Origin of the sequence: Tardiphaga sp. OK246, from assembly GCF_900188215.1 — a bacterium.
In the GTDB taxonomy this organism is placed as follows: domain Bacteria; phylum Pseudomonadota; class Alphaproteobacteria; order Rhizobiales; family Xanthobacteraceae; genus Tardiphaga; species Tardiphaga robiniae.
This window is the reverse complement of the sequence record NZ_FZOX01000003.1, coordinates 298,255-311,973: the sequence shown is the minus strand read 5'-3', so window position 1 is coordinate 311,973 and position 13,719 is coordinate 298,255. Positions and strand designations below refer to the sequence as shown.

General features: G+C 62.8%; 15 protein-coding genes. 11 read left to right on the top strand and 4 right to left on the bottom strand.

What is annotated here, in order from left to right:
* Window position 1: 1 nt before the first annotated feature.
* Entirely contained in the window at window positions 2-1,351 is a 1,350-nt protein-coding gene (locus CHC01_RS14515; protein ID WP_089264992.1) for a 3-carboxy-cis,cis-muconate cycloisomerase, read from the bottom strand.
* A 210-nt stretch (window positions 1,352-1,561) separates the two neighbouring features.
* Here CHC01_RS14515 and CHC01_RS14510 point away from each other — a divergent pair, with 210 nt between their 5' ends.
* The 10 genes from CHC01_RS14510 (at window position 1,562) to CHC01_RS14465 (ending at window position 10,331) form a co-directional block, all read left to right on the top strand.
* Window positions 1,562-2,008, top strand: coding sequence for an SRPBCC family protein (locus tag CHC01_RS14510; protein WP_089264991.1), 447 nt, complete (start codon window positions 1,562-1,564; stop codon window positions 2,006-2,008).
* 171 nt (window positions 2,009-2,179) lie between these two features.
* Entirely contained in the window at window positions 2,180-2,665 is a 486-nt protein-coding gene (locus CHC01_RS14505; RefSeq protein ID WP_089264990.1) for a (2Fe-2S)-binding protein, read from the top strand.
* A 46-nt stretch (window positions 2,666-2,711) separates the two neighbouring features.
* A complete protein-coding gene (locus CHC01_RS14500) occupies window positions 2,712-3,518 on the top strand; it encodes an FAD binding domain-containing protein (protein ID WP_089264989.1) in 807 nt (268 codons plus the stop codon).
* A gap of 38 nt (window positions 3,519-3,556) precedes the next feature.
* Window positions 3,557-4,465, top strand: coding sequence for an AAA family ATPase (locus CHC01_RS14495; RefSeq protein WP_089264988.1), 909 nt, complete (start codon window positions 3,557-3,559; stop codon window positions 4,463-4,465).
* Window positions 4,466-4,604: 139 nt separating this feature from the next.
* Window positions 4,605-5,822, top strand: a complete 1,218-nt coding sequence (locus tag CHC01_RS14490; protein ID WP_502695656.1) for a vWA domain-containing protein — start codon at window positions 4,605-4,607, stop codon at window positions 5,820-5,822.
* 11 nt (window positions 5,823-5,833) lie between these two features.
* On the top strand, window positions 5,834-6,163 hold the full coding sequence (locus tag CHC01_RS14485) for an XdhC family protein (protein WP_068736040.1): 330 nt from the start codon (window positions 5,834-5,836) through the stop codon (window positions 6,161-6,163).
* Complete coding sequence (locus CHC01_RS14480; protein ID WP_089264986.1) at window positions 6,160-6,876, top strand: XdhC family protein; 717 nt, start codon at window positions 6,160-6,162, stop codon at window positions 6,874-6,876. Before CHC01_RS14485 ends, CHC01_RS14480 begins: the two co-directional genes overlap by 4 nt.
* Window positions 6,873-8,477 (top strand): NTP transferase domain-containing protein, encoded by a 1,605-nt coding sequence (locus CHC01_RS14475; RefSeq protein WP_089264985.1) that lies wholly within the window; start codon window positions 6,873-6,875, stop codon window positions 8,475-8,477. Before CHC01_RS14480 ends, CHC01_RS14475 begins: the two co-directional genes overlap by 4 nt.
* A 154-nt stretch (window positions 8,478-8,631) precedes the next feature.
* Entirely contained in the window at window positions 8,632-8,958 is a 327-nt protein-coding gene (locus tag CHC01_RS14470) for a DUF4189 domain-containing protein (RefSeq protein WP_089265661.1), read from the top strand.
* Window positions 8,959-9,011: 53 nt separating this feature from the next.
* Entirely contained in the window at window positions 9,012-10,331 is a 1,320-nt protein-coding gene (locus tag CHC01_RS14465; protein WP_089264984.1) for an adenylate/guanylate cyclase domain-containing protein, read from the top strand.
* An 8-nt stretch (window positions 10,332-10,339) separates the two neighbouring features.
* Here CHC01_RS14465 and bcsS read toward each other — a convergent pair whose 3' ends face one another.
* Together bcsS and CHC01_RS14455 are read right to left on the bottom strand one after the other, a co-directional pair.
* On the bottom strand, window positions 10,340-11,122 hold the full coding sequence (gene bcsS / locus CHC01_RS14460; protein WP_176454595.1) for a cellulose biosynthesis protein BcsS: 783 nt from the start codon (window positions 11,120-11,122) through the stop codon (window positions 10,340-10,342).
* A 194-nt stretch (window positions 11,123-11,316) separates the two neighbouring features.
* Complete coding sequence (locus CHC01_RS14455) at window positions 11,317-11,781, bottom strand: DUF488 domain-containing protein (RefSeq protein ID WP_089264982.1); 465 nt, start codon at window positions 11,779-11,781, stop codon at window positions 11,317-11,319.
* Window positions 11,782-11,926: 145 nt separating this feature from the next.
* On the opposite strand from CHC01_RS14455, the gene CHC01_RS14450 reads away from it, so the two are divergent.
* Window positions 11,927-12,889 (top strand): Bug family tripartite tricarboxylate transporter substrate binding protein, encoded by a 963-nt coding sequence (locus CHC01_RS14450; protein ID WP_176454594.1) that lies wholly within the window; start codon window positions 11,927-11,929, stop codon window positions 12,887-12,889.
* Between the two features lie 16 nt (window positions 12,890-12,905).
* Here CHC01_RS14450 and CHC01_RS14445 read toward each other — a convergent pair whose 3' ends face one another.
* A complete protein-coding gene (locus CHC01_RS14445; RefSeq protein WP_089264980.1) occupies window positions 12,906-13,709 on the bottom strand; it encodes a DUF72 domain-containing protein in 804 nt (267 codons plus the stop codon).
* Between the last annotated feature and the right edge of the window lie 10 nt (window positions 13,710-13,719).

Sequence of the window (13,719 nt, the reverse complement as noted above, 5' to 3'; positions counted from 1 at the left end):
CTTAACGGAGTGAGGCGAGCTGGCGGTCGATCAGGGCCTGCGAGACGCCCTGATAATCCATCGGCTCGAACAGTTTGGCGATGGCGGCAGCGTTGAGCTGCGCGCTGACCTTGGGATCGGCCGTGAGCACATCGCGCAGATGCTTCTTCTCGGCAACGGCGCGCTTGGTGGCGGCTTCGACCAGATGATGGGCGTCGCTCTTGCCGAGCTTTTCGGCGAGCGCAAAGGTCACGGCCTCCGCCATGATGAGTCCGTGGGTCGTATCGAGGTTCAGCAGCATCCGCTCGGCATCGACCTCGAGCCCTTCGGCGATGTCGACGACGGCGGCGAGAGCGCCCGATGTCACCAGCAACAGCGTCGGCAGGGTCGGCCATTCCGCGTGCCACGGTCCGGCACTGCGTTCGTGATCCTGGATCTGAGCGGCAAAGATCGTTGCGGCGAGATTCGGCGCCATAGTCGCGGCGCCAAGCGCAGAGGCCGATGCCACGGGGTTACGCTTGTGCGGCATGGTCGAGGAGCCGCCTCGGCCTTCGCCAGAGGGCTCGAACGCCTCGCCGACATCGGTCTGCATCATCAGCGAGACGTCACGGGCGATCTTGCCGCAACTGCCGGACAGGATCGCCAGCACGGAAGCCACTTCGGCGATACGGTCGCGATGGGTGTGCCATGGCGCATCGGGCAGCGGCAGCTGCAATTCCTTGGCGAGTTGCTCTGCAACGACGAGCCCCTTGTCGCCGAGCGCAGCAAGCGTGCCGGCGGCGCCGCCAAATTGCAGTGCGAGATCTTCGGCGCGCAATCGCTTCAGGCGCAGGCGCGAGCGGTGCAGTGCCGAGGCATATTCGGCGAGCTTCAGCCCGAATGGCATCGGCAGCGCGTGCTGCAGCCAGGTGCGGGCGACCACAGCGGTGTTGCGGTGCTTGACCGCAAGGGCTGCAAAGCCGGCGATGGCGCGGTCGAGATCCGCGAGCAGAGCGTCGATGGCGGCGCGCAGGCCGAGCATGGTTGCGCTGTCGATGACGTCCTGGCTGGTGGCACCCCAATGCACGTAGCGCGCGGCTTCGGCATCGGCCTTCGCCACTTTGGCGGTGAGCGTCTTGACCAGCGGGATGGCGAGATTGCCGGAACGCGTGGCTGCCTCGGCGAGGGCAGCGAGATCGAACTGGTCGGCTTTGCAGGCGGCCTCGATGGCCGTCACGGCGCTTGCGGGAATCACCCCGACCGTGGCCTCGGCGCGCGCCAGTGCGGCTTCGAAGTCGAGCATATGCTGCAAATGGGCGGTATCATCGCAAACCGCACGCATCGCGGGGCTCGACAACAAGGGTGCCAGCAGAGGGGACAGGGATGTGCTCATCTGTGCGGGACCTAACCATTCCGGCGAGAGTCTGCCAATCCCCCGCAATCTTCTTGTCGCCGTCGTCTGTTGCACTGCGAATAGGCATCGCCCCATCTCGCCGGACGGTCTTTCCTTTGCGCCGTCCGTGCATTACTTGGGATTGAGGGTTCAATCCCTTGGGGATGACAGCCTCAATTCCGGACGGCGACAAATTCAGGAGACAGACCCATGGCCATGACGATGAGCGGTGAAGTCCAGCTTGCCGCGCCCCGCGAAGTGGTATGGGGAAAGCTCAACGACCCCGCAGTGCTGAAGGCCTGCATCCCGGGCTGCGAAGAGCTCGAGACTACAGAGGAGGGCGGCTTCCGCGCCACGGCCAAGATCAAGGTCGGCCCGGTCTCGGCCCGCTTCAAGGGCAAGGTCACGCTGAGCGATCTCGATCCGCCCAATGGCTACAAGATCACCGGTGAGGGCGAGGGCGGCGTCGCCGGCTTTGCCAAGGGCGGCGCTGTCGTCGGTCTGACCGACAAGGACGGCGGCACACTCCTGACCTACAATGTGGAAGCCCAGATCGGCGGCAAGCTGGCCCAGCTCGGTCAGCGCCTGATCAACGGTTCAGCCAAGAAGATCGCCGACGAGTTCTTCGCAAACTTCGCCAAAGCCGTTCAAGGCTAAGGTGCGGAGCGTCTGATAGCGGCGATCAAGTGTGCTTGATACCGCAGAAAAACACACCAGAGACCGTCCCGACTTGAGGTTGCTCATTGCCGGGATGGGCCATATTATGCATTTGGAATGATTTTAATGACCGTGTCGCCACGCAATGGGACGCGGACCAAGAGAGTGCATATGGCCAAAATCTCGATGATCGTGAACGGCAATCCCGTCACCGGCAATATCGATCCGCGCACATTGCTGGTGCAGTTTCTACGTGAGAATCTGCGGCTCACCGGCACCCATGTGGGTTGCGACACGTCGCAATGCGGCGCCTGCGTTGTGCATCTCGACGGCAAGGCCGTGAAGTCCTGCACCACGCTCGCTGTCATGGCCGACGGTCACGAGGTGAAGACCATCGAAGGCCTCGCCGCCGACGGTGCGCCGCTGCATCCGATGCAGGAGGCGTTTCGCGAGCATCATGGCCTGCAGTGCGGCTTTTGCACCCCGGGCATGATCATGACCGCGGTCGACCTCGTGCATCGCAAGGGGCATGATCTCAGCGATCACCTGATCCGCGAAGAACTCGAAGGCAATCTCTGTCGCTGCACCGGTTATCAGAACATCGTGGCGTCGATCGCAGCCGGCGCCAAGGCGATGGCGAAGTCCGATCTCGCATAACGACGCACAACGATAATCGCGCACCGCGAATCAGGGATCCCCACCCATGTACGAATTCAAATATCATCGTCCGTCGACCGTGCGGCAGGCCGCCAATCTCCTCATCAAGAACGAGGACGCCAAGCTGATTGCCGGCGGTCACACGCTGGTACCGGTCATGAAGCAGCGTTTGGCGGCACCGCCGCATATCATCGATCTCTCGCATATCGAGGGTGTCGACGGCATCGAAATGAAGGGCCGTTCGCTGGTGATCGGCGCACTGGCCAAGCATGCCGCCGTCGCGGCATCGCCGATCGTTGGTGAAGCCATTCCGGCACTGGCCGAACTCGCCGGCCTGATCGGCGATCCCGCTGTGCGCCACAAGGGCACCATCGGTGGTTCGCTCGCCAATAACGATCCCACGGCGGACTATCCCGCAGCTGTAATGGCCCTCGGTGCCACCATCACCACCAACAAGCGCAAGCTGAAGCCGGAAGAATTTTTCCAGGGCTTGTTCACGACCGCGCTGGAGGCCGACGAGATCATTACCAAGGTCTCCTTCCCCGTGCCGAAGAAGGCCGCCTATATCAAGTTCCGCAACCAGGCCTCGCGCTACGCGCTGGTCGGGGTGTTCGTGGCGCGTCTGCCCTCGGGCGTGCGCGTCACCGTCACCGGTGCGGGCTCGGATGGTGTGTTCCGCGTCGAGGAGTTCGAGGCTGCATTGCAGAAGCGGTTCTCGCCAAAGGCGCTGGACGGGCTTACGGTGCCTGCCGAAGGGCTTAACAGCGATCTCCACGGCAGCGCCGAGTATCGGGCGCATCTGATCGGCGTGTTGGCCAAGCGTGCGGTCGAGGCCGCCAACAACCGGGCCTGATACTTGTCAGGTCCGCACTTTTCCGGATTGGTTCTCTCATGACTAAGCCATCGGCGCTCCCCACTTCCGTCGATGGCATGCTGGAATTGCTGACATCGCGCGGCTATCTCGCCGAGCGTTCGCTGGCGACAGTTACCTATCTGGCATTGAAGATGGGCCGGCCGCTGTTTCTCGAAGGCGAGGCCGGCGTCGGCAAGACCGAGATCGCCAAGGTGCTGTCGGCCGCGCTTGGTCGCAAGCTGATCCGGCTGCAGTGCTACGAAGGCCTCGACGTGTCTTCCGCTGTCTATGAGTGGAACAGCGCATCGCAAATGATTGCGATCCGTCTGGCGGAAGCGGCCGGCGATACCGACCGCGATCAGCTGGCCAGCGACATCTTCGCGGAGCGCTACCTGATCAAGCGTCCGCTGCTGCAGGCGCTGGAGCCGGACGTCAACGGCGCGCCGGTGCTCCTGATCGACGAGCTCGATCGCGCGGACGAGGCGTTCGAAGCCTATCTCCTCGAAATCCTCAGCGACTTCCAGGTGACGATCCCCGAGCTCGGCACGGTCAAGGCGCCGGTGCCGCCCATCGTTATCGTCACATCGAACCGCACCCGCGAGATTCACGACGCGCTGAAGCGGCGCTGTCTGTATCACTGGGTCGACTATCCCAACGCCGAGCGCGAACTCGCCATCGTCAAGTCGCGGGTGCCGGGCATCTCCGCAAAGCTCTCGCAGCAGGTGGTGAGATTCGTGCAGGCACTGCGCGACCAGGATTTCTACAAGTCGCCGGGCGTTGCCGAGACGCTGGATTGGGCGACCGCGCTGACCGAACTCGACGCCCGCTCGCTGACGCCGCAGGTGGTGGGCGATACGCTGGGTGCGCTGTTGAAGTATCAGGACGATATCCAGCGCATGCAGGGCGATACGCTGGCCAAGGTGATCAAGGAAGCGACGAGCGATTAACACTCGTCATTCCGGGGCGCGGGCGGCGATAGCCGAACGCGAACCCGGAATCCCGAAGTAGTTGAACACATCGAGGTTCCCCACCACTCCAATTGGAGTGGCTGAGGTTCGGTCGCGCAAGAGGCGCGCCCGCCCCGGAATGACGGAGACCGGATTGCCCATCGACCATCTCTACCCACCGACCGGCCAGATGGCAGACAATGTCATCGGCTTCGCGCGTGCGCTCCGCGCTGCCGGCCTGCCGGTCGGGCCGGGGGCGGTGATCGATGCGCTGAATGCCATCCAGTTGATCGAGATCGGCAAGCGCGCTGACGTGTACACGACGTTGGAAGCAATCTTCGTCAAACGCCACGAGCATGCATTGGTGTTTGCCCAGGCCTTCGATCTGTTCTTCCGTGCGGCCGACGAATGGAAGCAGATGCTGGATTCGGTGCCGCTGCCCGACGATGCCAAGCGCAAGCCGCCGCCGGCCTCGCGCCGCGTGCAGGAGGCGATGGCGCAGCCGGTGCAGGGCCAAGAGCGAGAGGCGCCGCAGGAGCAGGAGATCAGGCTGTCGGTCTCCGACCGAGAGGTTTTGCAGAAGAAGGATTTTGCGCAGATGAGCGCGGCGGAGATCGCCGAGGTCACGCGCGCCATCGCGAATATGCGGCTGCCGCAGGCTGAACTGCGCACACGCCGCACCCAGCCGGACAAACGCGGCGCGCGGCTCGATCTGCGGCGCACGTTGCGCGGCAGCCTGCGCACGGGCGGCGATATCATCGATATCCGCAGGCTAGGCCTGATCGACAAGCCGGCGCCGATTGTCGCATTGCTCGATATCTCCGGCTCGATGAGTGAATACACCCGGCTGTTCCTGCACTTTCTTCATGCCATTACGGACGCCCGCAAGCGCGTCTCGGTCTTCCTGTTCGGCACAAGGCTGACCAATGTGACGCGGGCGCTGCGCTCGCGCGATCCCGACGAGGCGCTGGCCTCATGCTCGGCCTCGGTGGAAGACTGGGCCGGCGGCACGCGCATCTCCGCGTCGCTGCACAACTTCAACAAGCTCTGGGGACGCCGCGTACTCGGCCAGGGCGCCATCGTGCTGCTAATTTCCGACGGTTTGGAGCGGGAGGCGGATTCGCAGTTGGCCTTCGAGATGGACCGGCTGCATCGGTCCTGCCGGCGGCTGATCTGGCTCAACCCGCTATTGCGCTTCGACGGCTTCGAGCCGAAAGCGCAGGGCATCAAAATGATGCTCCCGCACGTTGACGAATTCCGCCCGGTGCATAATTTGAGTTCGATCGACGGACTGATCAAGGCGCTGTCATCGGCGCCCCCGGTCCATCACCGCAGCCTGATCCGGCCCGCAGCTTAAGAGAGGCTTCCATGCTCAATCGCGATGAAGACATCCTGCAGGCTGCCGAGGCGTGGCAGAAGGCCGGGCACGGCGTGGCGCTGGCCACCGTGGTTGAGACCTGGGGTTCGGCGCCGCGTCCGGCGGGCTCCAACCTCGTCATCAACGACGATGGCACCTTCCTGGGCTCAGTCTCCGGCGGCTGCGTCGAAGGCGCCGTGGTCACCGAGGCGTTGGATGTGATTGCGAGTGGCGAGCCCAAATTACTCGAATTCGGCGTGGCTGACGAGACCGCCTGGAATGTCGGCCTGTCCTGCGGCGGCACCATTCGCGTGTTCGTTGAGAAGGTCGGTCAGTCGTGAAAGCCGAGACACTTGCCACCCTGAACACGGAACGCGCCGCTCGGCGCCCCGTTATTTTGATCACCGATATATCCGATGGAACACAACGCCTGGTGAAGGCCGCCGATTTCGGCGCCGATCCCCTGCATGCCGAGCTCGAGAAGCAGCTCCGCATGGGCAAGAGCGCCATGGTCGAGGCCGACGGCAAGAAGCTGTTCCTCAATGTCTACGCGCCGACCGCGCGGCTCGTGATCATCGGCGCCGTCCATATCAGCCAGGCGCTGGCACCGCTGGCGCGCTCGCTGGATTACGACGTCACCGTGGTCGATCCGCGCACGGCCTTTGCCAGCCCCGAGCGTTTCCCGGACGTGAAGCTGATCGCTGAATGGCCCGAAGAGGCGCTGCCGGGCCTCAACATCGATCACTACACAGCCTTCGTCGCGGTGACCCATGATCCGAAGATCGACGATCCCGCGCTGCTGCACGCGTTCGAGAAGAACTGCTTCTATATCGGCGCACTGGGCTCGCGGAAGACGCATGCCAAGCGCGGCGATCGGCTGAAAGCGCAGGGCGTCAGCGAGGCTGACTTCGCGCGGATCAAGGCGCCGATCGGTCTCAATATCGGTGCTGTTTCGCCATCGGAGATCGCGGTCTCGATCATGGCCGAGATCACCGCCGAGTTGCGCATGCCCAAGGGGAATCCGCAGGATGCCGCCAAAGTGAGCAACCCATGAAGTTCGGTCCCGCCAGTCCGGCGGATGCACTTGGCGGCGTGACCGTCCATACGCTGCGTCAGGGTTCGCTCGTTCTCAAGAAGGGCACCACTATCGGTCCCGATGAAGTCGCCGCGTTGACCGGCGCGGGCGTCAAGGACGTGGTCGTCGTTCGTCTCGAGGACGGCGATGTGTCCGAAGACGTCGCTGCAGCCAGTATCGCGCGGGCGGTGGCGGGCGAGGGCGTTAATGTCGAGCGTGCCTTCACGGGCCGCGCCAATCTGTTTGCGGGGACGCCGGGCGTGCTGGTCGTCGATCGCGCCATCGTCGATCGCATCAATGCGGTCGATGAAGCGATCACCTTTGCAACGCTGGCGGCCTACAAGCCGGTGGTCGAAGGCGAGATGATCGCGACCGTCAAGCTGATCCCGTTCGGCGTCGCCGGTACGCTGCGCGACGCGGCCGTCCAGGCTGCCTCGGGCGGCGCAATGAGAATCGCGCCTTACACGGTCAAGAAAGTCGGCATCGTCTCGACGCTGTTGCCGGGGCTGTCGCCGAAGGTGATCGACAAGACGCTGCGTGTCACCGAGGAGCGCCTTGCGCCTGCCGGTGCGAAGATCATCGCCGAGCGCCGCGTGCCGCACGACGAGAAGGTGCTGGCGAAGACAATCAAGGAACTGCTCGGGCTTGGCGCTGAACTGGTGATTGTGTTCGGCGCCTCGGCCATTGCCGACCGCCGTGACGTCATCCCGTCGGCGATCGAGCAAATCGGCGGCGCCATCGAGCATTTCGGCATGCCGGTCGATCCCGGCAATCTGCTGCTGATCGGCCGGGCCGGCAACGTGCCGGTGCTGGGTGCGCCGGGCTGTGCGCGCTCCCCAGTCGAGAACGGCTTCGATTGGGTGTTGATGCGGCTGTTGGCCGGCCTCAAGGTCACGCGTTCGGATCTCACAGGCATGGGCGTCGGCGGTTTGCTGATGGAAATCGTCACCCGGCCACAGCCGCGTGTGCCCGTCGGCAGCGATGGCAACAGCAGTGTCGCCGCCGTTATTCTGGCCGCGGGCCGTTCGACCCGGATGGGGGGGCCGAACAAGTTGCTCGCCGAACTCAACGGTAAGGCATTGGTCCGGATAGTCGTCGAACAGGCGATCGCATCGAAAGCATCGAGCGTAACGGTGGTGACAGGTCATCAGGCGCCCGAGGTCGAGAAGGCGCTGGCCGGACTCAAAGTCACGTTCGTCTACAACCCTGATTTTGCTGATGGCCTTGCCAGTTCGGTGAAAGCCGGCATCGCGGCAGTCCCGGCCGATGCCAACGGAGCTGTGGTCTGTCTTGGCGACATGCCGCTGATCGATGCCCGCTTGATCGACCGGTTGATCGAATCCTTCGCGCCGGATCGCGGCAACCTCATCGTCGTCCCTGTAAGCGAGGGCCGGCGCGGTAATCCCGTGTTGTGGTCTCGGCGCTTCTTCAATGAGTTGATGACGCTGGACGGCGATATCGGTGCCCGGCACCTGATCATGAAGCACGCCGAAGCCGTTGCCGATGTGGCGGTCGAAGGTCACGGCGCCTTCCTCGATATCGATACACCGCAGGCGCTGGAAGACGCGCGGAGCGGCTAAGCATCCCGGATGCGGCGGGCCGTCGCATTTCGCTTTCGTTCACCAAGTTGAAACGCCCTCCCTGTAGCGTCTGCCGCGATCGACCTCGGGGGAGGGGAAATTGTCACTGTTTGCTGCCGCGCGCCGTCGCGCGATTATCGCCGTTGCCTTGTTGATGAGCGTCGGTGCCATAGGCGTGGCCTCGGCCGCTGGTGCCCTCGCCGTGGGCAAGTGCGGTGCCTATGGCCAGGCCTTCGACTATCCGGCACAGGGGGCGGCGCTGGCGGCCGCTAAGAAGCAGTGCAAGGGCGAATGCACGACCGTCACGATGAACCGCGCCTGTGCAGCCTTCGCCGTGGATATGAAGAATCCCTGCGGCGCACACGGCTATGCCGTGGCGCCCCGTATTTCGAGTTCGCTGAATCAGGCGACCAAGAAATGCTATGACTATGGCGGCAAGGAATGCGTTATCCGGGCCTGGGCCTGCGACGCCAAGGGTTAGAGCTCCCCGACAAATATCTCGTTCAATGCGCCTGCGGCAGCTAGAGTGCTGCGATGATTCAGTTTTTTCGGACATTTCTGAAGCCTGCCGACGCCGATCCGTCCGTTCGCGAATTTCGCAAGGCGCTGAGCCGCGAGATGCTGTTGACCGAACGGTTGCGGGTCAAGACGGTCATTGGCACCGTGGCGATCGTGACGCTGTCGCTGTCCATCGCCTATCTGCTGGCGCCGTCGAGCTTCGCGCGCATATCTAATGGCCAGTTCGATCTCGCATCGTCTTTTATAATCACGGGGCCGCTGCTGCTGTTCGAGTTCTTCGTTCTTTACAAGGTCAATCAGCGCATCGCTGCAGGGCAGGATATTGCGCAGGGGCGGCGCTATTTGAGTGCACTCATCGAGACCAGCATTCCGACGGCAGCACTGCATCTCCATATGGGCTGGATGGGGCCGGCGGCGGCGTTAGCATTTGCGGCGCCTTTGTCCTATTTCATCTTCATCATTCTATCCACGCTTCGGCTCGATTTCTGGCTGTCGACGTTTACCGGCTTTGTCGCGGCCGCCCAGATGCTCGCGCTGGCCATGCTGTATCATCCGGTGCAATTCGCCTCGGAACCGGCACCGGATTTTGCGTTTCAGCTTATCCGCAGCGCCATGGTCCTGCTCTGCGGTATTCTTGCAGGCGCCGTCGGCTTGCAACTCCGTCGCCAGTTCGAGGCGAGCATCGCGGCAACTTCAGCGCGCGATCGTGTCACCAATCTGTTCGGTCAGCATGTTTCGCCGCAGGTTGTGGAGCGGTTGCTGGCGTCGGGAACGAGCTCCACGACCGAGATGCGTCAGGTCGCGGTGATGTTCGTCGATATCCGTAACTTTACCGCAGCGACCCGCGTGCATTCGCCGCGCCAGGTGGTGGAGCGGCTCGACGAGACGTTTGCATTGCTGGTCGATGTGCTGGATCGACATTCCGGGATCGTGAACAAGTTTCTCGGTGACGGATTTCTCGCGCTGTTCGGAGCGCCCATTGAGGATCCGAATGCGGCGCATTGCGCCGTGCAGGCGGCACGTGAGATGCTCATAGCTGTCGAGCAAAGCAATCAGGACAGCGAATGGCCACTGCGCATCGGCATCGGGCTTCATATTGGGGCCGTGATTGCCGGCAACGTTGGCTCCCCGCGCCGCAAGGAATACACCGTCATCGGCGATACCGTGAACTTCGCGGCTCGGCTTGAGGCGCTCAACAAACAGTTCGGCTCGCAATTACTGATCTCTGCCTCCATACGCGATGCCTTGGGCGACACTTGCGGCGATGCGGAGCTGCTCGGCGATGTGCCGATCCGCGGCTATGACCTGCCTCAGGCGATCTGGCGCTTGGGCTGAGTGCTGCGTCAGTTCTCGAAGAATGGCGCACGCGGCGGGCGCATGACCATGCCGAAGCGCGCATAGACTCCCTGGCGCTCGAAATTGTCCCGCACATGTCCCGCGGCGAATGACCATTCGTAAGGACCGGTGCGCAAGCCAGTCAGATGGCCGCCGATCCGGGTCTGCTGGCTGAAATAGTCGTTCGACAGTGCGGCCTCCGGGCCGATCCAGAACAAATCGAACAGGCGCCAGCCGGCTGCAATGCGCGTGGTATAGCCAGTATCGATGGTCGTGCCTGAGATGGCATATTGCAGCATCAGCTCGCGTGTCGGCTCCCACCAGACATCCATCGTGCCCCGCGCGCCGAGCATCGCGCGAAGCCGGGAGCGGTGCTGATCGTGGTAGAAATAGTCGGCTTCCATATCGAGGCCAGCCAATAGCTGAACTTCCAGATTGCCGGTTCGGATGAGGTAGCCCGGCAGGATCGCCGCGCGGCTGATCTGGGTGTAGTCGGAGCGCGTGCCTGTCGTGTAGCGTTCGAGGTTTTCCGACAGAAAGAAACGCAGAATGAAACCGTCCTTGTTAAGGCCGGCGGGAGCCCATTGCAGGCCGCCATAGGCGCCGAGGCTCCAATGCGACGCATCGACACCGCCGAAATACATCAGACGGTCCGGCATGCCGCCGGAGAGAAAATCGAAGGCACGCCGTTTTTTGATACGCGTGTCGAAGAGGGGCGACCAGAAGTTCGATGAGCCGGATGCCGGCTCGATCGTGGCATCGATCTCGCCGACATCCTGAGCCGAAGCCATGCCGCAGGAATATGCGGCCGCTGCAACGCATAATGCGCGTAACGCTAGTCCCCAACGCATCGAGCCCCCACCCAACGCAACAGAAACGCAACATAAATATGCAACTTAAGGTAGATTATATTGGGGATAAGCCTACGTCCAGTGTGGATAAGTAATAATCTGAAAAAAAACTGCTGTGAGATCGTCGCGCGGCTTCAAAGCTGCGACGGCAGCAGGTTCTGAACCTTGGCACCTTCGCGCTCCTCGATGATCTCGGCGATCCAGCGCCGGTGACAGTGCTCGTGGTCGCGCTCGTAGCAGAGGATGCAGACCGGTCCGGACTTCGTCACCAGCGCCGCCAGCTCATCCATCTCCTCCAGCGCCTGCGGGGTCTTGAGATGAGCCATATAGATCTTCTCGAGCGCTGCGAGCTTGCCGCTACGTGCGGCTTCGCGGCCGTCCTTGGGCGTGCCCAGTCCGCGCAGATGGATGTAGCCGATGCCGCGCTCGTCGAGGCCGGCAGCGAGCTGATTCTTGGAGAAGCCCGGTCGCCGCGATGCTGCGACGGCACGCACATCGACCAGCAGCTTGACGCCGGCATTTTGCAGTTCATCGAGCACGGCTTTCGCGGGCGTCTGCTCGTAACCGACGGTGAAGAGTTGAGGCGCTTTTCGGGCCATGTGAGCATCCCCGTGATCGACAAATGATTGGCACAATGTCGCGGCAGGCCGCGAGGCGTTGCTCCCATTTGCAACATGGCACATAGTCAACTCAACAAACTCCGCCAGTTCAATGGCCGATATCACCGGGGGAATGATGGCTCGCATGGTTGGTGCGTTGGGCGTAATCGCGCTCGCGCTTGTGTCGTTTCAGTCCACAGCTCTGGCGCAAGGCGCATATCCGGATCGTCCGGTCAGAATTATCGTGCCGATCGCGCCCGGCGGCAGCTACGATCTGGTCGGGCGACATCTCGCCGATGCGCTGGCGAAGCGAACGGGGCAGGCGTTCTTTGTCGAGAACAAGCCAGGAGCGGGCACCGTCGTGGGCACGCAGGCTGCGGCCCAGAGCGAGGCCGATGGCTATACGCTGATGGTCGGCGGCCTTTCCAACATGGCGTTCAACTCCGCGCTTTACGCCAAGCTTGCCTATGATCCGCTCAAGGATTTCGTGCCGGTCGCACTGGTCTACAAGTTTGGGTATGTCATGGTTGGCCGCAAGGATCTGCCGCAGCAGACGCCGAAGGAGATCGTCGCGGCCGCACTGGACAAGCCGGGGTCGATCACCGTAGCGACCGCGGGTGTCGGGACCGGACAGCAATTGGTGGCCGCGGCTTTCATGAAGTCCGCCGGCGTCAAGCTGCAGGAGGTGCCTTACAGGGGATCTCCGCCGGCCTTCGCGGATCTGCTGGCAGGCCGCATCGACCTGTTCTTCGACTCGATCGCCGCCGGGCTGCCTTATGTGCAGACGGGGCAGGTGCGGGGTATCGCGGTGCTGTCGTCGAAGCGGAGCCCGCTGGCGCCTGACGTTCCGACCATGGCGGAAGCGGGCGTGCCCGGCCTCGATGTCGATTCATGGCTTGGCATCTTCGTGCCGGCGAAGACGCCGCCGGCGGTGATCGTAAAACTCCGTCAGGATATTCGGGCGGTGTTGCCCGATCTGAAGGAGCGGTTCGAGAAGAGCGGCGGTGAGCCCTGGGATATGCCCGACGACAAGCTCGACGGCTTCATCGCATCAGAACACGCGACTTGGACAAAACTGATCCGCGAGGCTGGCATCAAGCTCGATTGAGCAACGCGCGTGGGTGCTACGTCACCCGCTCGATCAACGCCATGGCACCGTGTGGTGCGCGTACCTTGGCCTCGTGGATGACATAGGCGAACACGTCGCGTGGCTGTTTCTTGATCTTGGCGTCGTCGACGCGCGGCAGGTCGGTTGGCTCGCCGCCGCCGGCCCAGGTCTCGAAACGTTTGGCCCAGGCATCCAGCGCCTTCGGTGGATAGGCAGTCTTGATGCTGTCCTCACCCTTCTGCAAACGCAGATAGACGAAGTCGCCGGTGACATCGGCAATGGCCGGGTAGGTGGCGTGTTCGGAGAATACCACGGGGATCTTGAACTGTCGTAGCAGCGCAATGAAGGCCGGCACGCAGAAACTGTTGTGGCGGACCTCGACCACATGGCGCAGCTTGCGCCCACCGAGCTCTGTCGGCAACAATTCGAGAAACTTCCCGAAATCGGCTTCGTCGAATTTCTTGGTCGGCGCGAATTGCCACAGAACGGGGCCGAGCTTGCCGCCGAGTTCAAGCACGCCGGAATCATAGAACCGGTTCACGCTCTCGCCGGCTTCGGCGAGCACCCGGCGATTGGTTGCGAAGCGGGGGCCCTTGAGCGAGAATACGAAATCTTCCGGCACCTCGCGCGCCCATTTGCGAAAGCTCTCCGGCTTCTGCGAACCGTAGAAGGTCCCGTTGATCTCGATGGAGGTCAGCTTGGATGCGGCATAGCTGAGCTCCTTCGCTTGCGTGAGTTTCTCCGGATAGAACACCCCGCGCCACGGCGCGAAAGTCCAACCGCCGATGCCGATACGGATTTGTCCGGATTTCGCAACCATTGTGAGGCCG

Bases quoted from the DNA above. Each gene is read 5' to 3' on its own strand.
- CHC01_RS14515 (WP_089264992.1), bottom strand. From the start codon at position 1,351: ATGAGCACATCCCTGTCCCCTCTGCTGGCACCCTTGTTGTCGAGCCCC.
- CHC01_RS14510 (WP_089264991.1), top strand. From the start codon at position 1,562: ATGGCCATGACGATGAGCGGTGAAGTCCAGCTTGCCGCGCCCCGCGAA.
- CHC01_RS14505 (WP_089264990.1), top strand. From the start codon at position 2,180: ATGGCCAAAATCTCGATGATCGTGAACGGCAATCCCGTCACCGGCAAT.
- CHC01_RS14500 (WP_089264989.1), top strand. From the start codon at position 2,712: ATGTACGAATTCAAATATCATCGTCCGTCGACCGTGCGGCAGGCCGCC.
- CHC01_RS14495 (WP_089264988.1), top strand. From the start codon at position 3,557: ATGACTAAGCCATCGGCGCTCCCCACTTCCGTCGATGGCATGCTGGAA.
- CHC01_RS14490 (WP_502695656.1), top strand. From the start codon at position 4,605: ATGACGGAGACCGGATTGCCCATCGACCATCTCTACCCACCGACCGGC.
- CHC01_RS14485 (WP_068736040.1), top strand. From the start codon at position 5,834: ATGCTCAATCGCGATGAAGACATCCTGCAGGCTGCCGAGGCGTGGCAG.
- CHC01_RS14475 (WP_089264985.1), top strand. From the start codon at position 6,873: ATGAAGTTCGGTCCCGCCAGTCCGGCGGATGCACTTGGCGGCGTGACC.
- CHC01_RS14470 (WP_089265661.1), top strand. From the start codon at position 8,632: ATGAGCGTCGGTGCCATAGGCGTGGCCTCGGCCGCTGGTGCCCTCGCC.
- CHC01_RS14465 (WP_089264984.1), top strand. From the start codon at position 9,012: ATGATTCAGTTTTTTCGGACATTTCTGAAGCCTGCCGACGCCGATCCG.
- bcsS (WP_176454595.1), bottom strand. From the start codon at position 11,122: ATGGCTTCGGCTCAGGATGTCGGCGAGATCGATGCCACGATCGAGCCG.
- CHC01_RS14455 (WP_089264982.1), bottom strand. From the start codon at position 11,781: ATGGCCCGAAAAGCGCCTCAACTCTTCACCGTCGGTTACGAGCAGACG.
- CHC01_RS14450 (WP_176454594.1), top strand. From the start codon at position 11,927: ATGGTTGGTGCGTTGGGCGTAATCGCGCTCGCGCTTGTGTCGTTTCAG.
- CHC01_RS14445 (WP_089264980.1), bottom strand. From the start codon at position 13,709: ATGGTTGCGAAATCCGGACAAATCCGTATCGGCATCGGCGGTTGGACT.